19 protein-coding genes are annotated in these 19,513 nt (G+C 60.3%); 11 read left to right on the plus strand and 8 right to left on the minus strand.

The features are described 5' to 3' along the window. Positions 1-181 precede the first annotated feature (181 nt). The 6 genes from HU739_RS18185 (at position 182) to HU739_RS18210 (ending at position 8,004) form a co-directional block, all read left to right on the plus strand. Complete coding sequence (locus tag HU739_RS18185) at positions 182-2,215, plus strand: ABC transporter permease subunit (RefSeq protein ID WP_186546336.1); 2,034 nt, start codon at positions 182-184, stop codon at positions 2,213-2,215. Positions 2,216-2,231: 16 nt separating this feature from the next. Then, a complete protein-coding gene (pstA, locus tag HU739_RS18190) occupies positions 2,232-3,902 on the plus strand; it encodes a phosphate ABC transporter permease PstA (RefSeq protein ID WP_186546131.1) in 1,671 nt (556 codons plus the stop codon). A 168-nt stretch (positions 3,903-4,070) separates the two neighbouring features. After that, positions 4,071-4,904, plus strand: coding sequence for a phosphate ABC transporter ATP-binding protein PstB (gene pstB / locus HU739_RS18195; RefSeq protein WP_186546130.1), 834 nt, complete (start codon positions 4,071-4,073; stop codon positions 4,902-4,904). A 120-nt stretch (positions 4,905-5,024) separates the two neighbouring features. Beyond that, a complete protein-coding gene (gene phoU / locus HU739_RS18200; protein ID WP_186531114.1) occupies positions 5,025-5,786 on the plus strand; it encodes a phosphate signaling complex protein PhoU in 762 nt (253 codons plus the stop codon). A gap of 167 nt (positions 5,787-5,953) precedes the next feature. After that, positions 5,954-6,898, plus strand: coding sequence for a response regulator (locus tag HU739_RS18205; protein ID WP_186546129.1), 945 nt, complete (start codon positions 5,954-5,956; stop codon positions 6,896-6,898). Between the two features lie 209 nt (positions 6,899-7,107). After that, a complete protein-coding gene (locus HU739_RS18210) occupies positions 7,108-8,004 on the plus strand; it encodes a peptidoglycan DD-metalloendopeptidase family protein (RefSeq protein WP_186546128.1) in 897 nt (298 codons plus the stop codon). 208 nt (positions 8,005-8,212) lie between these two features. Here HU739_RS18210 and HU739_RS18215 read toward each other — a convergent pair whose 3' ends face one another. From HU739_RS18215 to phoB, 3 genes are all read right to left on the minus strand, one after another. Then, a complete protein-coding gene (locus HU739_RS18215) occupies positions 8,213-9,553 on the minus strand; it encodes a hemolysin family protein (protein ID WP_186546126.1) in 1,341 nt (446 codons plus the stop codon). Positions 9,554-9,676: 123 nt separating this feature from the next. After that, positions 9,677-10,963, minus strand: coding sequence for a phosphate regulon sensor histidine kinase PhoR (gene phoR, locus HU739_RS18220; RefSeq protein ID WP_189684374.1), 1,287 nt, complete (start codon positions 10,961-10,963; stop codon positions 9,677-9,679). A gap of 74 nt (positions 10,964-11,037) precedes the next feature. Beyond that, positions 11,038-11,727 (minus strand): phosphate regulon transcriptional regulator PhoB, encoded by a 690-nt coding sequence (phoB, locus tag HU739_RS18225; RefSeq protein ID WP_007896474.1) that lies wholly within the window; start codon positions 11,725-11,727, stop codon positions 11,038-11,040. Between the two features lie 150 nt (positions 11,728-11,877). Here phoB and HU739_RS18230 point away from each other — a divergent pair, with 150 nt between their 5' ends. After that, positions 11,878-12,261 (plus strand): COG4315 family predicted lipoprotein, encoded by a 384-nt coding sequence (locus HU739_RS18230; protein WP_186546122.1) that lies wholly within the window; start codon positions 11,878-11,880, stop codon positions 12,259-12,261. Positions 12,262-12,372: 111 nt separating this feature from the next. Here HU739_RS18230 and ubiA read toward each other — a convergent pair whose 3' ends face one another. Together ubiA and HU739_RS18240 are read right to left on the minus strand one after the other, a co-directional pair. Further along, positions 12,373-13,263 carry a 4-hydroxybenzoate octaprenyltransferase gene (gene ubiA, locus HU739_RS18235; RefSeq protein WP_186546119.1) on the minus strand — a complete coding sequence of 297 codons (891 nt, stop codon included), beginning with the start codon at positions 13,261-13,263 and terminating at the stop codon, positions 12,373-12,375. Next, positions 13,263-13,823 (minus strand): chorismate--pyruvate lyase family protein, encoded by a 561-nt coding sequence (locus HU739_RS18240; protein WP_186546117.1) that lies wholly within the window; start codon positions 13,821-13,823, stop codon positions 13,263-13,265. The genes ubiA and HU739_RS18240 overlap by 1 nt, the downstream gene beginning before the upstream one ends. Positions 13,824-13,864: 41 nt before the next feature. Here HU739_RS18240 and HU739_RS18245 point away from each other — a divergent pair, with 41 nt between their 5' ends. The 4 genes from HU739_RS18245 to HU739_RS18260 all read left to right on the plus strand — a co-directional run bounded on the left by HU739_RS18245 (position 13,865) and on the right by HU739_RS18260 (position 15,827). After that, the gene (locus tag HU739_RS18245) at positions 13,865-14,005 is read left to right on the plus strand and encodes a hypothetical protein (RefSeq protein ID WP_186546115.1); all 141 of its coding nucleotides are present in this window, start codon (positions 13,865-13,867) and stop codon (positions 14,003-14,005) included. Positions 14,006-14,024: 19 nt separating this feature from the next. Beyond that, entirely contained in the window at positions 14,025-14,192 is a 168-nt protein-coding gene (locus tag HU739_RS18250; RefSeq protein ID WP_003177199.1) for a rubredoxin, read from the plus strand. A gap of 20 nt (positions 14,193-14,212) precedes the next feature. Further along, a complete protein-coding gene (locus tag HU739_RS18255) occupies positions 14,213-15,361 on the plus strand; it encodes an NAD(P)/FAD-dependent oxidoreductase (RefSeq protein WP_186546113.1) in 1,149 nt (382 codons plus the stop codon). A gap of 190 nt (positions 15,362-15,551) precedes the next feature. Then, entirely contained in the window at positions 15,552-15,827 is a 276-nt protein-coding gene (locus HU739_RS18260) for an HU family DNA-binding protein (protein WP_003213368.1), read from the plus strand. 98 nt (positions 15,828-15,925) lie between these two features. Here the strand turns inward: HU739_RS18260 and HU739_RS18265 are convergent, their stop codons facing one another. The 3 genes from HU739_RS18265 to HU739_RS18275 form a co-directional block, all read right to left on the minus strand. Continuing rightward, positions 15,926-16,282 (minus strand): hypothetical protein, encoded by a 357-nt coding sequence (locus HU739_RS18265; RefSeq protein WP_186546111.1) that lies wholly within the window; start codon positions 16,280-16,282, stop codon positions 15,926-15,928. Between the two features lie 94 nt (positions 16,283-16,376). Next, positions 16,377-18,707, minus strand: coding sequence for a lipase family protein (locus tag HU739_RS18270; RefSeq protein WP_186546109.1), 2,331 nt, complete (start codon positions 18,705-18,707; stop codon positions 16,377-16,379). Beyond that, the gene (locus tag HU739_RS18275) at positions 18,704-19,495 is read right to left on the minus strand and encodes a hypothetical protein (RefSeq protein ID WP_186546335.1); all 792 of its coding nucleotides are present in this window, start codon (positions 19,493-19,495) and stop codon (positions 18,704-18,706) included. The genes HU739_RS18270 and HU739_RS18275 overlap by 4 nt, the downstream gene beginning before the upstream one ends. Positions 19,496-19,513 lie beyond the last annotated feature (18 nt).

Raw genomic sequence — 19,513 nt, forward strand, 5'->3', positions numbered from 1 at the left:
GCTGCAACGCAAGCGCCGCATTCGCGCGCTCAAGGATCGCTTCACCCGTTGGTACGTCCTCGTCGGCGGCCTGGCGGTGCTGGCAGCCATCACCCTGATCTTCTTCTTCCTCGCCTATGTGGTCGCGCCGCTGTTCCAGGGTGCCGACCTGACCGCGAAAGACTCGATCACCCCGGCCTGGATGCAGGACGCCGGCAAGCCGCTGATGATTTCGCTCGAAGAGCAGAATCAGGTGGCGATGCGCGTGTCCGACAAGGGCCAGGCGCTGTTCTTCGAGGTCGACAGTGGCGCTGAACTCAAGCGCGTCGATCTGCCATTGCCGGCCGGCGCAACCGTGACCTCCATTGGTGAAGACCAGCCCGGTCATCCGCTGGTGGCCGTGGGCCTGTCCAACGGTCAGGCGCTGGTGTTCCGTCACACCTATAAAGTCACCTACCCCGATGGCAAGAAAACCATCAGCCCGGCCATTGAATTCCCGTATGGCGAGGCGCCGATCGCGCTGAACGAAAGCGGCGGCGCGCTGGAGCATGTCAGCCTCAACGCCACCGACTCGACCCTGGTGCTGGTTGGCTCCACCGGTTCGCAACTCAATGTGCTGTCGCTGACCAGCGAAGAAAACATGATGACCGGCGAAGTCACCAACGAGCAGAAGCGCATCGATCTGCCGCAGATGACCGAGCCGGTGAAAAACATCTTCGTCGACCCGCGCCAGCAGTGGCTGTACGTGGTCAACGGGCGCGCCCAGGCCGACGTGTTCAGCCTGCGCGACAAGAGCCTCAATGGTCGCTACAAGCTGCTGGAAAATGCCGACGCCGAAGTCACCGCGACGACGCAACTGGTCGGTGGCATCTCACTGATCGTTGGCGATTCCAAGGGTGGTCTGGCCCAGTGGTTCATGGCCCGCGACACCGATGGTGAGCAGCGTCTGAAGCAGATTCGCACCTTCCAGATGGGCACCACGCCAATCGTCGAAATCGCTGCCGAAGAGCGCCGCAAAGGTTTCCTGGCCCTTGATGCCAGCGGCAAGCTTGGTGTGTTCCACAGCACTGCGCATCGCACTTTGCTGGTTGATCAAGTCGTTGAGGGCCAAGGCCTGTTCGGTCTGTCGCCACGCGCCAACCGAGTGATTGTCGAGGCCGGCGGCAAGCTGCAACCACTGCTGCTCGACAACCCGCACCCGGAAGTTTCCTGGAGCGCGTTGTGGAGCAAGGTCTGGTACGAGAACTACGATGAGCCTAAATACGTCTGGCAATCGACCGCCGCCAACACCGATTTCGAACCTAAGCTGAGCCTGTCGCCGCTGACCTTCGGTACTCTGAAAGCCGCGTTCTACGCCATGCTTCTGGCTGCGCCTCTGGCTGTCGCCGCTGCGATCTACACCGCGTACTTCATGGCCCCGGGCATGCGCCGCAAGGTCAAACCGGTGATTGAGCTGATGGAAGCGATGCCGACGGTGATCCTCGGTTTCTTCGCCGGTCTGTTCCTTGCGCCGTATGTCGAAGGCCACCTGCCGGGCATCTTCAGCCTGTTGATGCTGTTGCCGATCGGCATCCTGGTCGCCGGTTTTGGTTTCAGCCGCTTGCCTGAGTCGATCCGTCTGAGAGTCCCGGACGGCTGGGAAAGTGCGCTGCTGATCCCGGTGATCCTGTTTGTGGGCTGGCTGTCGCTGTACATGAGCCCGTTCATGGAGAACTGGTTCTTCGGCGGCGACATGCGCATGTGGATCTCCCACGACCTGGGCATTACCTACGACCAGCGCAACGCTCTGGTGGTCGGTCTGGCCATGGGTTTCGCGGTGATCCCGAACATCTACTCGATCGCCGAAGACGCCGTGTTCAGCGTGCCGCGCGGCCTGACCCTGGGTTCGCTGGCCCTCGGTGCCACGCCATGGCAGACCATGACTCGTGTGGTCATCCTCACCGCCAGCCCGGGCATCTTCTCGGCGCTGATGATCGGCATGGGCCGTGCGGTCGGCGAAACCATGATCGTGCTGATGGCGACCGGCAACACCCCGGTGATGGAGATGAACCTGTTCGAAGGCCTGCGCACCCTGGCCGCCAACGTCGCGGTGGAAATGCCCGAGTCGGAAGTCGGCGGCAGTCACTACCGTGTGCTGTTCCTCTCGGCGCTGGTGTTGCTGCTGTTCACCTTCGTCATGAACACCCTGGCAGAACTGATTCGTCAGCGTCTGCGCAAGAAATACTCGTCGCTTTAAGCAAAGGTAGAAGTCTGTGAAACAGAACTCCCTGAAAGGTTGGTTCAAGAGCGGCGCCCCGGGCGTCTGGATCAGCGGTGGCGCGGTGTCCATCGCGGTCATCATGACCATTGGCCTGTTGGCGGTGATTGCCGTGCGCGGTCTCGGTCACTTCTGGCCGGCGGACCTGATCCATGCGCATTACGACGTGCCGGGCCAGGCCAATCACCTGGTCGTCGGCGAAGTGGTGCAGAAAGAACAAGTGCCCCGCGCGCGTTTGAAGAGTGCCGGCCTGCCGGTGCCTGACGAAGGCCCGGAATTCATGACACGCGAGCTGATCAAGGTCGGCAACCGTGATCTGAACGGCAACGACTTCACCTGGATCGTCGGCGAGTGGCTGACCAACCAGACCACGCCGCCCGAGTTGATGGCGATCGAGCGTCGCGAATGGGGCAACTTCTACGGCTACCTGGTCAACGTCAAACAGGACGGCAAGGTTATCGCTGAAGGCGAAGCCGCGTGGCCTGAGCTGCAAGCGCGGATCAATCGTGTGAACGATCTCGCCGCTCAGCTCAAGACGCTGGAAAAAGTCGACATTGGCGCGATCAACGCCGGTCTCGAACGCATCCGCCTGCACGGCCGCAAACTGGAACTGGAAGGCAAACTCGACGCCACCGCACAAGCGGACATGGAATCCGAGCGCGCCGAGCTCAATGCCCGCTATCAAGACATCGAAGCGCGCCTGGCCGACCTGCATGCCCAGTTCAACCGCGATGCCCTGACGGCTCGCGATGCCAACGGCAAAGAGATCGAAATCGGCCTGGGCAAAGTGGTTCACGCCTATCAGCCGAACGCCATGGGCACCCTGACCAAAATCGGTTTCTACTTCAGCAAGATCTGGGAGTTCCTGTCGGACGACCCGCGTGAAGCGAACACCGAAGGCGGGATCTTCCCGGCGATTTTCGGCACCGTGATGATGACGCTGATCATGGCGATGATCGTGACCCCGTTCGGCGTACTGGCGGCGGTGTACCTGCGTGAATACGCCAAACAGAACACCCTGACCCGCATCATCCGCATCGCCGTGAACAACCTTGCCGGCGTACCGGCGATCGTTTACGGCGTGTTCGGCCTGGGCTTCTTCGTTTACGTGCTGGGTGGCTCGGTTGACCGTTTGTTCTTCCCTGAAGCATTGCCGGCGCCGACATTCGGTACGCCCGGCCTGCTCTGGGCGTCGCTGACCCTGGCGCTGCTGGCGGTGCCGGTGGTGATCGTCGCGACCGAAGAAGGTCTGGCGCGGATTCCGCGTACCGTGCGTGAAGGCTCGCTGGCACTGGGCGCGACCAAGGCGGAAACGCTCTGGAAGATCGTCATTCCGATGGCCAGCCCGGCGATGATGACCGGCATGATCCTCGCCGTCGCCCGTGCCGCCGGTGAAGTGGCGCCGCTGATGCTGGTGGGTGTGGTGAAACTGGCGCCGTCGCTGCCGGTGGACGGCAACTACCCGTACCTGCACCTGGACCAGAAAATCATGCACCTGGGCTTCCACATCTATGACGTCGGCTTCCAGAGCCCCAACGTCGAAGCGGCCCGCCCGCTGGTGTACGCCACGGCGCTGCTGCTGGTGCTGGTGATCGCGACGTTGAACCTGTCGGCGGTGTATATCCGTAACCACCTGCGCGAAAAATACAAAGCACTGGATAGCTGAGGATGACGCAAACCCTGTGGGAGCGAGCTTGCTCGCGAAGCTTTTGGCGGCCGCACCGGCCCCTTCGCGAGCAAGCTCGCTCCCACATTGAACTGCGTCCGTCGCAACATTGATGGAAGCTGCAAAAGCAGTGTTCCGAACCGAATTTGTCAGCACAGGGAGCCTCCCATGCAGCACGAAACACACAGCCACGGCATCAACATGTCTGCCCTGGGCCGCGACAAGCAGAGCCTGAACCTGGCGCAGGAAACCGTTGCCATCGAAGTGCCGGGCCTGAGCCTGTACTACGGCGACAAACAAGCACTGTTCGACGTCAGCATGAACATCCCGAAACAGCGCGTGACCGCCTTCATCGGCCCGTCCGGCTGCGGCAAGTCCACGCTGCTGCGTACCTTCAACCGCATGAACGATCTGGTTGATGGCTGCCGCGTCGAAGGCGCGATCAACCTGTACGGCAACAACATCTATCGCAAGGGCGAGGACGTTGCCGAGCTGCGCCGTCGCGTCGGCATGGTGTTCCAGAAGCCTAACCCGTTCCCGAAAACCATCTATGAAAACGTGGTGTATGGCCTGCGCATCCAGGGCATCAACAAAAAGCGCGTTCTCGACGAAGCCGTCGAGTGGGCACTGAAAGGCGCGGCGCTGTGGGATGAGGTCAAGGATCGTCTGCATGAGTCGGCGCTCGGCCTGTCCGGTGGTCAGCAACAACGTCTGGTCATCGCCCGCACTATCGCCGTTGAGCCGGAGGTCTTGCTGCTCGACGAACCGTGCTCGGCCCTCGACCCGATCTCGACACTGAAAGTCGAAGAGCTGATCTACGAGCTGAAATCCAAGTTCACCATCGTCATCGTGACCCACAACATGCAGCAGGCGGCGCGGGTGTCCGACTACACCGCGTTCATGTACATGGGCAAACTGGTGGAATTCGGCGATACCGATACCCTGTTCACCAATCCGGCGAAGAAGCAGACCGAAGACTACATCACCGGTCGCTACGGCTAACCGTAGAGCCGCAAGCCTGGAGCTGCGAGCGGCAAGTTTGAAACGGTGTGATTGACAGGACTAACACATAACTGCTTGAAGCTTGCGGCTTGAAGCTTGCAACTTTCGCGGAGCGAACGAATGATTTCCAAAGAAGGCCTTACTCATCATATTTCCGCGCAGTTCAACGCCGAACTGGAAGAAGTGCGCAGCCACCTGCTGGCCATGGGCGGGCTGGTCGAGAAGCAGGTCAACGACGCGGTCACGGCGCTGATCGAGGCCGATTCCGGTCTGGCTCAGCAGGTCCGCGAGATCGACGACCAGATCAACCAGATGGAACGCAACATCGACGAAGAATGCCTGCGCATCCTCGCTCGTCGCCAGCCAGCGGCATCTGACCTGCGCTTGATCATCAGCATTTCCAAGTCGGTGATCGACCTGGAACGCATCGGCGACGAAGCCACCAAGATCGCCCGCCGCGCCATCCAGTTGTGCGAAGAAGGCGAAGCGCCGCGCGGTTATGTCGAGGTTCGCCACATTGGCGACCAGGTGCGTAACATGGTTCGCGATGCGCTCGATGCATTTGCCCGTTTCGACGCCGATCTGGCGTTGTCGGTCGCGCAGTACGACAAGATCATCGACCGCGAATACAAGACCGCGCTGCGTGAGCTGGCGACTTACATGATGGAAGACCCGCGCTCTATCTCGCGGGTTCTGAGCATCATCTGGGTCCTGCGTTCGCTGGAGCGCATCGGCGATCACGCACGCAACATCTCCGAACTGGTGATTTACCTGGTACGCGGCACCGACGTGCGGCACATGGGCCTCAAGCGCATGAAGGAAGAAGTTGAAGGCACAAGCGGTGAAACCGCTAATGTTCCGGGCGAAGCTGACGATAAGTAAGATTGCCTGAGAAAAGCGCCCGGCCCTTTGGCCGGGCGTTTTTGTTTACGGCTTTTGTATTGAAAAGCAGCACCCGCGAACGAAAAGTCCCGGCGTGACTGAAAAGTTTTGGCAAAGTGCCATCATTCAAGCGTTATGCTTGCCGGGATTTTTTTTAGGGGTGTTGGATGAGCAAGATCAGTGTGTTGGTCGTGGACGATGCTTCGTTCATTCGTGACCTGGTGAAAAAGTGCCTGCGTAATTACTTCCCGGGGATCCGCACCGAGGACGCCATCAACGGCAAAAAGGCCCAGGCCATGCTGGCCAAAGAGGCCTTCGACCTGGTGCTGTGCGACTGGGAAATGCCGGAAATGTCTGGCCTCGAACTGCTGACCTGGTGCCGCGAGCAGGACAACCTCAAGACCATGCCGTTCATCATGGTCACCAGTCGTGGCGACAAGGAAAACGTCGTGCAGGCGATCCAGGCCGGCGTTTCCGGCTACGTCAGCAAGCCGTTCACCAATGAGCAGTTGCTGACCAAGGTCAAGCAGGCGCTGAACAAGGTCGGCAAGCTCGACACCTTGATGAACAGCGCACCGACCAAAATGAATTCGGCGTTCGGCAATGATTCCCTGAGCGCACTGACTGGCGGCAAGCCTGCCGTGGTCGGCGCAGCGGCTGCCAATCCGTTCGCCAAGCCCGCTACGGCGGCGCCAGCCCCTGCCGCAGCGCCATCGCGCGGTCTGCTCAACAGCCCGCCGGTGCAGGCGCCTGGCACGTCGAAAGCGCCAGTCGGTGGTCGTGGTCAGGGCCAGTTGCGCCTGCCGAGCGGTACTCAGCAATGCGTGATCAAGGCCTTGAGCATCAAGGAAGCGCTGCTGGTGGTGAAACGCACCGAGACCCTGCCGCAGATCCTCGACAGCGCTGTGCTCGATCTGGAGCAGGGCGACAATGCCGAGATCGCCCGCCTCAATGGTTACCTGCATGCCATCGTCGCCCACGAGCAAAAAGCCGACAGCGACTGGCTGCAACTGACCTTCCGTTTTGTCGACCAGGACGCGCAGAAGCTCGACTACATCTCGCGCCTGATCGCCCGTGGCACGGCTCAGAAGCACTTCGTGCCGGGCGCCTGACCTTCGTCGCCTGACACACCGTTTTCGCGAGCAGCCTCGCTCCCACCCTGGAATGCATTTCACATGTGGGAGCGAGCCTGCTCGCGAAGGGGTCGTCAAAGAACACCGCGCATCTCCTGCGCTGGCCAATTTGAAACATCTGTCGACTAGCCTGGTCTGTCTCAGCTGCTAGGCTGATTCCCAGGCCTCCCTTCGACAGACTTTTGCCCATGCTCGCGCGCCTGCTGTTTTTCTGTGGTCTCTGCCTGGTCTCCCAACTGGCGGTGGCCATGACCATCTACAAATCCACCGATGCCAACGGCGTGGTCTCGTACAGTGACCAGCCGAGCAAAGGCGCGAAAGTGTTCGTGTTCCAGGACCGCATGGTCGAACGCCTGGAGCGACAGGTGTATCTGGACATCAAGAAGCAAAAAGGCGTCGACGTGGTGTTTGCGCGCAACGATCTGTATGCGCCAGTCGAGGTTGCCCTGGCCTTTATCGGCATGAGCAACGTGCGTGGCGCACCGGCCAAAACGATTCGCCGGGTGCTGCCGGCGCGCAGCAATACCCGTCTGGCGCTGCTGACGGCGATTAGCGGTGACAAGCCGCTGGTGTATTCGCCGCAGTTCCAATATTCGCTGGGTGACCCTTCAGGCACCGCGCAGAGCTATCGCTATCCGCTGCCCTGGCGTGGTGGACCGTTTCGCCTGAGCCAGGGCGCCAACGGCCAGTACAGCCACTACGGGCCGAAGAACCGCTATGCCATGGACATCGCCATGCCGGTGGGCACGCCGATCATCGCCGCGCGGGCCGGGGTGGTGGTGAAGACCGAGAATTCACAGAGCGGGCGCGGCACCGATGCGTCCGGCAATTTCGTCCGGGTCCTGCACGATGACGGCACCATGGGCGTGTACCTGCATCTCAAACAGGGTTCGGTGAGCGTGCGCGAAGGTCAGCGCGTGAAGGTTGGCAGCCCGCTGGCGCTGTCGGGCAACACCGGCAACAGCAGCGGCCCGCACCTGCACTTTGTGGTGCAGCGCAATACCGGGGAAGGGCTGGTGTCGATTCCGTATCAGTTCAACCAGCCACTGGGGGCGTTGCCCAACTTTGCGTTGGGCAAACAGTGAAAGTAATGCGATCAACTGTGGCGATTGGATGTATCTGTGGCGAGGGGATTTATCTGTGGCGAGGGGATTTATCCCCGTTGGACGGCGCAGCCGTCCCAAATCCTACAACCGCACCTCACCTGACGAATCGCATTCACCGGCTTAGGGAGGGCTGCGCCCTCCATCGGGGATAAATCCCCTCGCCACAAAAGCTGCCCCGCAATCCTGATCAATCCAGCATCAACACCTTGGCCAGCACAATCTTCGGCCCTTTCATCTTTTTGATGATGATGCGCAGGCCTTCGACTTCAAGCACTTCTTCCTCTTCCGGCACCCGTTTCAGGGTTTCGTAGACCAGCCCGGCGAGGGTCTCGGCTTCGATGTGATCGAGGTCAATGCCGAGCAGGCGCTCGACCTTGAACAGCGGCGTATCACCGCGCACCAGCAGTTTGCCCGGCTGATAGGCAAGGATGCCGCGTTCGGCCTTGCGGTGTTCGTCCTGGATGTCGCCGACCAGCACTTCCAGCACGTCTTCCATGGTCAGGTAGCCGATGATGTTGCCGTCAGCCTCCTCGACCACGGCGAAGTGCGAGCCGCCCTTGCGGAACTGCTCCAGCAGTTGTGACAGCGGCATATGCCGCGATACGCGCTCCAGCGGGCGGGTCAGTTCGGCCAGGTTGAACGACTCGGGGATGTGATCCAGGGCGGCCAGTTCCAGCAACAGATCCTTGATGTGCAGCAGGCCGACGAACTCCTGACGCTCGCTGTCGTACACCGGATAACGGCTGAATTTGTGGCGACGGAACATCGCCAGGATTTCCTTCAGCGGCGCGTTGAATTCCAGGGTGATCAGGTCTTCCCGGGAGTTGGCCCAGTCGACCACTTCCAGCTCGCCCATTTCCACCGCCGAGGCCAATACGCGCATGCCCTGATCGCTCGGATCCTGGCCACGGCTGGAGTGCAAAATCAGTTTCAGTTCTTCGCGGCTGTAATGGTGCTCATGGTGCGGGCCGGGCTCGCCTTGGCCGGCGATGCGCAAGATGGCGTTGGCGCTGGCGTTGAGCAGATAGATCGCCGGGTACATCGCCCAGTAGAACAGGTACAGCGGCACCGCCGTCCACAGCGACAGCAGCTCGGGTTTGCGGATCGCCCACGACTTCGGCGCCAGTTCACCCACCACGATGTGCAGATACGAAATGATAAAAAACGCGGTGAAGAACGACACGCCTTTGATGATCTCGGGCGAGTCGACGCCGATCGCGCTCAACAGCGGCTCGAGGATGTGCGCAAACGCCGGTTCGCCGACCCAGCCCAGGCCAAGGGAGGCGAGGGTGATGCCGAGCTGGCACGCCGACAGGTAGGCATCGAGCTGACTGTGCACGGTGCGCAGGATGTGCCCGCGCCAGCCGTGTTGTTCAGCGATGGCCTCGACCCGGGTCGAGCGCAGTTTGACCATGGCAAATTCTGCCGCAACGAAAAAGCCGTTGAGCAACACCAGGATCAGAGCAAAAAGAATCATGCCGAAATCGGCGAAAAGCGTAGCGAGGGACAAGCCAGGGGAAGGGTCCATGATGGAGTTTTGCGGGTTCCGTGTGATTCGAAAGTAAGGGGAAAAAGCGCCTGAAAGGCAGGCACAAGTCAGCCAATGTAGCGGCTGACCGGGCAATTGCCTAGTGGCGTGTGCCGGGCGGCATCACTCGGCGGCGCTGATAGCCCTTGCGCTGGCCACCTGGGCCGGGGCGAAATGGCAGGTGAACGTGCTGCCGTGACCGGGCACGCTGCTGATCTCCATGCGTGCACGATGGCGCAGCAACACATGTTTGACGATGGCCAGGCCCAGGCCGGTGCCGCCGGTGTTGGAGTTGCGGCTCGAGTCGACGCGGTAGAAGCGTTCGGTCAGGCGCGGCAGGTGCTTGCTGTCGATGCCAATCCCGGAGTCCTGCACGCTCAGGTGCGCGCCTTGCTCGTCGCCCCACCAGCGAATGCGGATGTTGCCCTCGGCCGGAGTGTACTTGACCGCGTTGAACACCAGGTTGGAAAACGCACTGCGCAACTCCGCTTCGCTGCCCTTGAGCAGCACGCCGGCACTGGCTTGCAGCGTGATGTGCTGGTTCTTCGCGCCGGACAATTGCTGCGCGTCGCTGGTGATCGACTGCAATAGCGTGTCGATCTGCACGGGCTGGTTGTCCGACGGGTAATCGGTGGCCTCCAGTTTCGCCAGCAGCAACAAGTCATTGAGCAGCGTCTGCATGCGCCCGCCCTGTCGCTGCATTTGTTGCAAGGCGCGGCTCCAGCGCGGATTCACTTCTTCGACATTGTCGAGCAGCGTTTCCAGATAGCCGCAGATCACCGTCAGCGGTGTGCGCAGTTCGTGAGAAACGTTGGCGATGAAGTCCTTGCGCATCTGTTCCAGCTGATGGATCCGCGTGACATCGCGCACCAGCATCAAGTGTTCATTGTTGCCGTAGCGGGTCAGGTACAGCTGGATGCGCACGCGATCATTGGTCGGCGAGGGGATTTCCAGCGGTTCGGCGAAGTTGTCCTGCTCGAAGTATTCCTTGAAGCGCGGATGGCGCACCAGGTTGGTCACCGGTTGGCCGCTGTCTTGTGGGGTCTTGAGGCCGAGCAGGGTTTCCGCGGCGCGGTTCCACCATTCCAGGTTGCCGTCGCTGTCGAGCATGATGACCGCGTCTTTCAGCGCGGCGGTGGACTCCTGCACTCGGTCGATCACCGCTTGCAGACGCCCGCGTACGCGTTGGTCGCGGCGTTGCAGGTGATAAATACTGTCGAACACCTCGCCCCACAGGCCGTAACCATCGGGCGGCGCTTCGTCGGGTTGGTGCTGGCGCAGCCATTCATGCAGACGCAGCAATTGCTTGAGCGTCCAGGCCAGGTAAAGACCCAGACCTGCGGCGAGGCTCCAGCCGTAATAGCCGCTGATCAGGCCGACCACCAGGCAGGCGGTGACCAGCAACAGCATGTGGCGAATCAGAGTGCCATGCCAGTTTTGATTCACGTTCGATACGGTCCTTGTCAGCGAGTCTGGCGGGCGGATCAGGCCTTTGTAGAGAACCGATAACCGGTGCCGCGCACGGTTTGTACCAGATTTTCGTAGGCATCGCCGAGGGCCTTGCGCAGGCGGCGGATGTGCACGTCGACGGTGCGTTCTTCAACATAGACGTTGCCGCCCCAGACCTGATCGAGCAATTGGCCACGGGTGTAGGCGCGTTCCTGGTGGGTCATGAAGAATTGCAGCAGACGGTATTCGGTCGGGCCCATCTCGGCGGGTTTGCCGTCGATGGTCACGCGGTGGCTGATCGGGTCGAGCAACAGGCCGCCGACTTCGATCGGCGCTTCACCATCGGTCGGGCCGGCGCGGCGCAGCACGGCTTTGAGGCGGGCGACCAGCTCGCGCGGGGAAAACGGTTTGGTGATGTAATCGTCGGCGCCGACTTCCAGGCCCTGAATCTTGTTGTCCTCTTCGCCCTTGGCGGTGAGCATGATGATCGGGATGTCGCCGGTCAGCTCATCACGCTTGAGGCGCCGGGCCAGCTCGATGCCCGAAGTGCCGGGCAGCATCCAGTCGAGCAGGATCAGGTCCGGCTTGCGATCAACGATGATGGCGTGGGCCTGCTGCGAGTTCTCTGCCTCGAGGCAGTCATAGCCGGCCATCTCCAATGCAACGGCGATCATTTCGCGAATGGGCGCTTCGTCGTCGACGATCAGAATGCTCCTGCCAACCATGCCTTAATCCTCTTGTCATTTAACTGTCTTGCGCCGCATTAGATAACGGAATTATTGCAGTCGTGTGACAGTATTTTAGTCGGGCGGCGATTATCGGGATTCTGGGCTAAGCTCTAAGTCCGAACCTGACAACCACCCCGGAAGGTTTCCATGACTCAGATGACTGTTTGCTTGAAAGCACTGTTGCTGGCGGCTGCGCTGGCTCTGCCTGGACTGGCCATGGCGGCCGATCCGGCGATGGAAAAGGACGGCATGTTCACCGACCACAAGGGCATGACCCTGTACACATTCGCCAAGGACGCCGCTGGCAAGTCTGCCTGCAACGACAAATGCGCGGCGAACTGGCCACCGCTGAAGGCTGAGGCAGGTGATAAATCGATGGGCGACTGGACGGTGGTCAAGCGCGACGACGGCTCGATGCAGTGGGCCTATCAGGGTATGCCGCTGTACACCTTCGTCATGGACAAGAAAGCCGGCGACATGACCGGCGAGGGCAAAATGGACGGTGCCTGGAAAGTCGCCAAAGCCAAATAACCACACACCCATGTAGGAGTGAGCCTGCTCGCGATAGCGGTATGTCAGCTAACGAAAATGCCGACTGATACACCGCTATCGCGAGCAGGCTCACTCCTACAAGGATTGCGTTCAGCGCAGTGCGTAATCCAGCACAATCCCGACAAAAATCGCCAACCCCGCCCAGTGGTTGTGCAAAAACGCCTTGAAGCAACGCATCCGGTCGCGATCTCGCGTGTACCAGAACTCCCACACATAACAGCCCGCCGCCACCAGCAAGCCGAGGTGGAACCACATGCCCAGCTCGAACTTCGCCCCCGCCAGCATCAGGCAGCCGAGCGACAGCGCCTGCAAGGTGAGGATGATCACCCGGTCCGCCTCGCCGAACAGAATCGCCGTGGACTTCACGCCAATCTTCAAATCGTCATCACGATCGGTCATCGCGTAATAGGTGTCGTAACCCACCGTCCACAGCAGGTTGGCGATCCACAGCAGCCACGCCGCCGCCGGCAGCTCGCCGGTCTCGGCGGTGAACGCCATCGGCATGCCCCAGGAAAACGCCGCGCCGAGCACCACCTGCGGGTAATAGGTGTAGCGCTTCATGAACGGGTAGGTGAACGCCAGCGCCAGCCCGCCCAGCGACAACCAGATGGTCGGTGCATTGGTGCACAACACCAGCAGAAAACTGATGCCCATGAGCACGGCAAAGAACACCAGTGCTTCCTTCGAGCTGATCTTGCCGCTGGCCAACGGCCGTTGCGCGGTGCGTTTGACGTGGCCGTCGACCTTGCGATCAGCCCAGTCGTTGATCACGCAGCCGCCGGCACGGGTCAGCACCACGCCGAGGACGAAGATGACAACGTTGGCCAGCGACGGCGAGCCTTTGCCGGCAATCCACAGCGCCCACAGCGTTGGCCACAGCAGCAGATAAATGCCGATCGGCTTGTCCATGCGCGTCAACTGAATGAAATCCCAGGCGCGCGGGTTCAAGCGGTTCAGCGACTTGAGCAGGCTCTGATACATCAGCAGTTCTCCGGATGGGCGCGGGCGGCGCGCCACAGGCTCGGCAGGAAAATTTCCGCGACCAGGACGCTCAGCGCGCCACGGTCGAAACGCGAACGCCGGCCCCACAGCTCGGGTGCTCGGTCGGCGGGCGGCAACCATTGTTCAGGGTAGTGGCAAACTTCGATGGCGCGGCGCTGGAACGCCTGATCGCAAAACAGCAATTCGCCCAGCGATCGGCTGCCCAGTTCGTCCATGTGCAGGCCGTCGCCCTGCAAGGCCGCGCGTGAAGCGACGCTGCGGGCAAACACCCAAGCCTCGCCATGACCGCGTAAATACACCTCGCGCACCCAGCCTTCGCTGCCTTCGGCCAGTTCCAGCGCTGCGCATTCATCGGCGCGCAGGGTGTCCCAGCCTTCAAACAACGGCGACACGCTGAAGCTATCGTTGGACAAACGGGTCAGGCGACGGGTCAGCGAACCTTCGTCGAACAACCAGTCGAGGGTCAACGAATCGGGGCAGGGCGTCAGGCGGTTTTGGGTCAGCCAGAGCGGGGCGGGGCAGGCATGTGAATGTTGCACAATGAGTCATTATTGGCCGCAAATGAGGCGGCGAGCTTACCATGGCAGATCACGATATTGATCGGCGCCGGCCGCCATTGCGCCGAACAGGCTTGCATCTGCCCGGCACCCTCAGTACAAAACGCCCTGAGCCGGATGGCAGCGCAACACCCATCGACCGTCCGCGCCGGCACTACGCCTGAACCCTGAGGAAGTACCTGAATGAAGAAGTGGCAATGTATCGTCTGCGGCCTGATCTATAACGAAGCCGACGGCTGGCCGGATGACGGCATCGCGCCGGGCACCCGCTGGGAAGACGTACCGGCAGACTGGCTGTGCCCCGACTGCGGCGTCGGCAAAATGGACTTCGAAATGATCGAAATCAACTAAGCAAAACAGAGGAGTAAGGCATGAGCGCACCAGTCGTCATCATCGGCACCGGGCTTGCGGGCTACAACCTGGCCCGGGAGTTTCGCAAGCTCGACAGCGAAACCCCGCTGCTGTTGATTACCGCCGATGACGGCCGCTCTTACTCCAAGCCGATGCTCTCCACCGGTTTCGGCAAGAACAAGGACGCCGACGGCCTGAGCATGGCCGAACCCGGTGCAATGGCCGAGCAGTTGAACGCCGAAGTACGCACGCACACGCGCATCAGCGGCATAGACGCCGGCCACAAACGCCTGTGGATCGGCGAAGAAGCCGTACCTTATCGCGACCTGATTCTTGCCTGGGGCGCGGAAACCGTACGCGTGCCGATCGAAGGCGACGGCGCTGACCGGGTGTTCCCGATCAACGATCTTGAAGATTACGCGCGCTTCCGTGCTGCAGCGGCGGGTAAGCGCCGGGTGCTGTTGCTCGGGGCCGGGCTGATCGGCTGTGAATTCGCCAATGACTTGATTCTCGGTGGCTACGAGGTGCAACTGGTCGCGCCGTGCGAACAAGTCATGCCGATGCTGCTGCATCCCGCTGCGGCGGCGGCCGTGCAGGCCGGGCTGGAAAGTATCGGGGCGAAGTTTCACCTCGGCCCGGTGCTGACCCGGCTGCAGAAAGTCGCCGACGGTCTGGAAGCGCATCTGTCCGACGGTCAGGTCATCCCGTGCGACGTGGTGGTCTCGGCGATCGGCCTGCGTCCACGTATTGATCTGGCAGCGGCGGCCGGCGTGCAGGTCAATCGGGGCGTGGTGGTTGATCGCTACCTGAAGACTTCCCACGCCAACATCTTCGCCTTGGGCGATTGCGCCGAAGTCGACGGGCTCAATCTGCTCTACGTGATGCCGCTGATGAGCTGCGCACGAGCGCTGGCGCAAACCCTGGCGGGAAACCCTACGGCGGTGAACTACGGCCCGATGCCGATCACCGTGAAAACCCCGGTGTGTCCGCTGGTGGTGTCGCCGCCGCCACGGGGCAGCGAAGGCGTCTGGAGCGTTGAAGGGCGGGGCGCCGATATCAAGGTTCTGTGCCACAGCGCCGACGGACAATTGCTCGGTTATGCCCTGACCGGTGCAGCGGTCATGGAAAAACTGGCCCTGAACAAACAGCTTCCGCCGCTGCTGGCGTAAATACCAGCCGTTCTGTCGCAATCGCCGCTCTTTTGCCCCGACAAAGGTCGTGGGGAGACTGGCGCCGCCGTTGGCGGCGTGCCATTCTCACTCCCGTCTGCCGCAGAGTAGAGCCTGCGGCGCCTTGGGCGCTGTTCCAACGAGAACAGCACGGACATAACAACAAAAAACCGTCAAAGGGGCTTCACTAATGCGTAAACCAGAACTCGCCGCTGCAATCGCTGAAAAAGCAGACCTGACCAAAGAACAGGCCAACCGCGTCCTCAACGCCGTCCTCGAAGAAATCACCGGCGCCCTGCACCGCAAGGACAGCGTGACGCTGGTCGGCTTCGGCACCTTCCTGCAACGCCACCGCGGTGCCCGCACCGGCAAAAACCCGCAAACCGGCGAACCGGTCAAGATCAAGGCCAGCAACACCGTGGCGTTCAAGCCAGGCAAATCGTTGAAAGACAGCGTTAATCCATAATTGCGGCGTACTCCCCTGAATGACGGGGAGAACCGCGATCACAAAAATGGGCACACCGATTGCGGTCGGGTGCCCATTTTTTGTGGCTGTCTGTTGGCTTACTGGCGTCGGAAGCAGGCCTTGCCGTTGCCGAAGTCCACGGCCAGGCAGTTTGGCTCGATCGCCAATTGCAAGTCCTGGAACAGTCCGCCCAGATCGCTGTTGGACGTCGGCTTGGTCTGGCTTTTCAGCAACACTGTCTGGTTTTCCACCTTCCAGTTGCCTTTGGCGAAGCCGTCGGCGCTGCCATACGCCACTCCGGCGTCAAAGGTGCCGTCCTTGCGCAAGAGCAACTCGGCGCCCATTTCCATCGCACCGGTCAGGTAGTAATGGCCGTCCAATGGTGGGGTTTCCGCTGACGCGTGGGTGATGGGCAGCCACATGAGCGCGGCGAAAAACAGTGGTTTCAGTTCCATGAAATGAAGCTCCTTGGCAGCAGTAATAGAGAGACCGGATTTTCGAGCGTTGGATTCTGGCACAGCCATGGTTTGTCCGCCCGTTGTTCAGGCGCTACACAATCGAATCAATATCCAGATGAAACGGCGCGCCAACCGCATGCCCTCCGGTCATCGCGGCGATTACGGCATCGTGGTCTGCGGCGGCGGGCGGAGTCATCGCCAATTGTTCCTGAATGAGGTTTTCCGGGTTGGCGTTCCAGCGCAGCAGACTTTCCTCGACCCATTCGGGCTGGTCGGCGAAGCTGCCGTAAACGTCGGCCTCGGTGACTCGCTGTCCGTGCAGTGCGGTCAGGCGGGCTTGGGTCATGCTGATCTTGTCTATTTCTTCATTGAGCATCAGCGTTTTGTGGGCGAGTTCCTGCTCACGCACGTAAGAGCGGTGGTTGATTTCGAGATCACGCTTAACGGCCCGCAGCTGTTGCTGAATATTCTCCAGCGCGCTGCTGATCCACTCGAACTCGCGGTTGGTCACCAGCGACCGTTTGAGCTGCAGTGCTTCCTGCCAACGGCGCAAGCTGGCCCAGCAGCCGGGGATGTAGCTGTCGACCATTGAGTGATGACCCTTGTCGAACAACTGCCGCAGAAACGATCCGCGCTCGGGTAAACCGTTGGTAACGCGCAAGGCCTTGGCGCAGCCGTGATCAATGATCGTGCTGCAGCCCGGTTCCCAGAGAAGGGAGGATCGGTGGTCCTTGTCGAACTCAACGGGCATGAAATGGCGTAATGCACCGTGATGCCCGTAGTCGTCGCCGAAGAAATTGGTGATTCCCCAGATCAGCAGGCCGAGGCCGGCGACCGGAATGAGGCCCAACACTACGGCGTTGGCTCCGTACATCGGTGCGGGTTTGGCGAAGGTATTCATCCAGGTCGCCGGCACGCTCGGTACTGGATCGTTCTGATTGACGATGCGGTGATGCACCAGCGACTGGGCGCTTTCGATGAAGGTGGTGTCGCCGGCGCGGGGGGCGCCGTAGGTGTAGAGCACGATTTGCGGGGAGAACTCCAGGTTGCGTCTCAGCATCTCGGACAGGATCAGTGCAACTGCACCGCCCAGACTGTGACCCGTGATCAGCAGCTTTTGCCCGCTGTAGAATTTTTCCAGATAAGTCACGATAAATGGATAAGCCGCCAAAGCGCCACCGTAGAAACCGCGGTGCACTTTGCCGTCGCCTTCGGCAAAGGGAACCTGATAGGCATCCCCGTCACGCAAGCCGTCGGGCCAGAATTCACTGGTACCCCGCACGCTGATCAGGATCAACTCGTCGTGGTGGCAGATGAAAGCTTGGGTATCAGTACTGTTGTCTTTGTTACGGTCATCGAGACAGTGCAACTTGGCCGGGTGTTCCTGCTCGTCGCCCAACGCCGGGTCATTCACTTCGGGGTAAAGATTCGGGTCAAACGGCACCACTTCCAGGCGTTTCGAATACGGTACGTCTTCGTACAGTGGGTAGTACTTTCGCGTTTGCGAGCCATCGACCTTCCACAACTCATCGAACTGCGGCAGCGCGTGGCCGAACCAGTTGCCGTTGCTGGGCTGTACCGGAAAGCTTACCGTGTCGGTCTGCACCGGTTGAGTGTTGGGTTCCTGTCCGAAATCGGTGTAGCTCAGCGTCGCCATCACCGATAGCTGATAAAGGTTGAGCGCGCAGAACGCGTCGCCTGTCGACAGCATTGGCCGTAGCGCTCTCATCGGGCGTACTTCCAGCACATGGTGCTTGTTCGGCAGAAGCGCAACGCCCTTGGGCGGTGGCGGGGAAAACCCCAACTCGACGGTGGCCATTTCCGCCGGACTCAAGATTGTGTGCAGTCCGCCATCCGCAGAAGTTTTATCGGCGAGCGTGAAGTCTCTGGACTTCGCCGCCGATCGCATGAGCTTGTGCGCCGCCCTCTTCGGAGGGTCGCGACGAGCAACCAGTGGTGGCAGGTGGGCGATGTGCTTTACCAGTTCACTGACTTCGACCTGACAGTACGCGTCGGTTTCGGGCAGGTCCCTGGCGGGGTTTGCCTGGGTGCGAGTGCCTGTTTTGTGGAAGAAGCGGGTTTTTTCGGCGCGGACTTGGAGTTCGGTGATGGGAAGGGGGTAGTCCAGTCTTTTTCTCAAGTCTCGATACAGCGCTTCTGCTCCTTGAAAAGGCTTATTCAGCTTGAGCACTACCGGGCCACAATGGTGGTTGTTTACCTTTGCCCAGCCTTTCGCATCCAGTTTTCCAGTATGAACGGTATCTTCGTAGTCGGTGATCTCATATGCCAAGCCGGCGTAGGGTGTGCCATCTCCGAACTCATTCACCAATTGAAAACTGGTCGAATGCCCGCGCATCGGGCAGGCGTGGATATCACCTTGCATGAAGGTGGTAACGCTTGTCGGTAAGGATTCAGCGTTCATGGAGTCTCGTCCGTGTTTTCGTTGCAACTTGGATAGATGGTGCAAATCCGTCCATCCACCATTCTGAAGGTGCTGAAGTCTTCATAATTTCCATTGCAATAACCACGCTGGTCCTCATAGCCTTCCCCCATACAGCGCTTCCAGCCACCAGGAACCTGGACCCAAGTGTCCCCCCAACCAGGTTGCTCTTCATTCGCTAGGTTTATTTTCAACCTCACGGTTTTTCCTGGGAGTTGATCCAGTGTGTACGCGCCATGAGGGCGGCTCCGGGCTACATTTCCTTCTTGATCCATTCCTTTACATCTCAACATTTTTATTAGGTTACGCTTGGGGCTGACTGTCCGAAAAAACCACATGCATTCGCCTGTAAACTCACCCAGGCCGTCCTCGTTGAATGTGCCCTTTATTCGTTTCAGCAACTCTGGACGCACGAAAATCGAGGCGTAGTCCATGCTGAAGTTGCTTCGGCCTTTTCCATAAAAGCCGATGACCTTGATTTCCACTTTGTTGAGCGCCAACGGACAATCGCTGATGGTTTTGTACAACTCGATTTCCGCAGTGTTTACATATTCCATGGTGGGTTTATTGAAGCTCACCCAGAAATCCGGCTTTCCTGGCACGCGGCAGGTTTCACCCGCGGCGGGCAGGTAGATAGCCTTCAGCTCATATTTGAAATCAGGTGGGAAGTCCGGAATAAAGGTGAAGGAGTTTGGCTTGTCTACCGTCGAACAGCCTGAAGTCAGAGCGAGAACACCGCCGAGAGTACTGGTGGACAGAACTCGTTTGATACGCGGGAGCGTTTGCCG

Origin of the sequence: Pseudomonas hamedanensis (genome assembly GCF_014268595.2) — a bacterium.
GTDB classification, from domain to species: domain Bacteria; phylum Pseudomonadota; class Gammaproteobacteria; order Pseudomonadales; family Pseudomonadaceae; genus Aquipseudomonas; species Aquipseudomonas hamedanensis.

Bases quoted from the DNA above. Each gene is read 5' to 3' on its own strand.
- HU739_RS18185 (WP_186546336.1), top strand. From the start codon at position 182: ATGCAGGACGCCGGCAAGCCGCTGATGATTTCGCTCGAAGAGCAGAAT.
- pstB (WP_186546130.1), top strand. From the start codon at position 4,071: ATGCAGCACGAAACACACAGCCACGGCATCAACATGTCTGCCCTGGGC.
- phoU (WP_186531114.1), top strand. From the start codon at position 5,025: ATGATTTCCAAAGAAGGCCTTACTCATCATATTTCCGCGCAGTTCAAC.
- HU739_RS18205 (WP_186546129.1), top strand. From the start codon at position 5,954: ATGAGCAAGATCAGTGTGTTGGTCGTGGACGATGCTTCGTTCATTCGT.
- HU739_RS18210 (WP_186546128.1), top strand. From the start codon at position 7,108: ATGCTCGCGCGCCTGCTGTTTTTCTGTGGTCTCTGCCTGGTCTCCCAA.
- HU739_RS18215 (WP_186546126.1), bottom strand. From the start codon at position 9,553: ATGGACCCTTCCCCTGGCTTGTCCCTCGCTACGCTTTTCGCCGATTTC.
- phoR (WP_189684374.1), bottom strand. From the start codon at position 10,963: ATGCTGTTGCTGGTCACCGCCTGCCTGGTGGTCGGCCTGATCAGCGGC.
- phoB (WP_007896474.1), bottom strand. From the start codon at position 11,727: ATGGTTGGCAGGAGCATTCTGATCGTCGACGACGAAGCGCCCATTCGC.
- HU739_RS18230 (WP_186546122.1), top strand. From the start codon at position 11,878: ATGACTCAGATGACTGTTTGCTTGAAAGCACTGTTGCTGGCGGCTGCG.
- ubiA (WP_186546119.1), bottom strand. From the start codon at position 13,263: ATGTATCAGAGCCTGCTCAAGTCGCTGAACCGCTTGAACCCGCGCGCC.
- HU739_RS18245 (WP_186546115.1), top strand. From the start codon at position 13,865: ATGGCAGATCACGATATTGATCGGCGCCGGCCGCCATTGCGCCGAACA.
- HU739_RS18250 (WP_003177199.1), top strand. From the start codon at position 14,025: ATGAAGAAGTGGCAATGTATCGTCTGCGGCCTGATCTATAACGAAGCC.
- HU739_RS18255 (WP_186546113.1), top strand. From the start codon at position 14,213: ATGAGCGCACCAGTCGTCATCATCGGCACCGGGCTTGCGGGCTACAAC.
- HU739_RS18260 (WP_003213368.1), top strand. From the start codon at position 15,552: ATGCGTAAACCAGAACTCGCCGCTGCAATCGCTGAAAAAGCAGACCTG.
- HU739_RS18265 (WP_186546111.1), bottom strand. From the start codon at position 16,282: ATGGAACTGAAACCACTGTTTTTCGCCGCGCTCATGTGGCTGCCCATC.
- HU739_RS18270 (WP_186546109.1), bottom strand. From the start codon at position 18,707: ATGAACGCTGAATCCTTACCGACAAGCGTTACCACCTTCATGCAAGGT.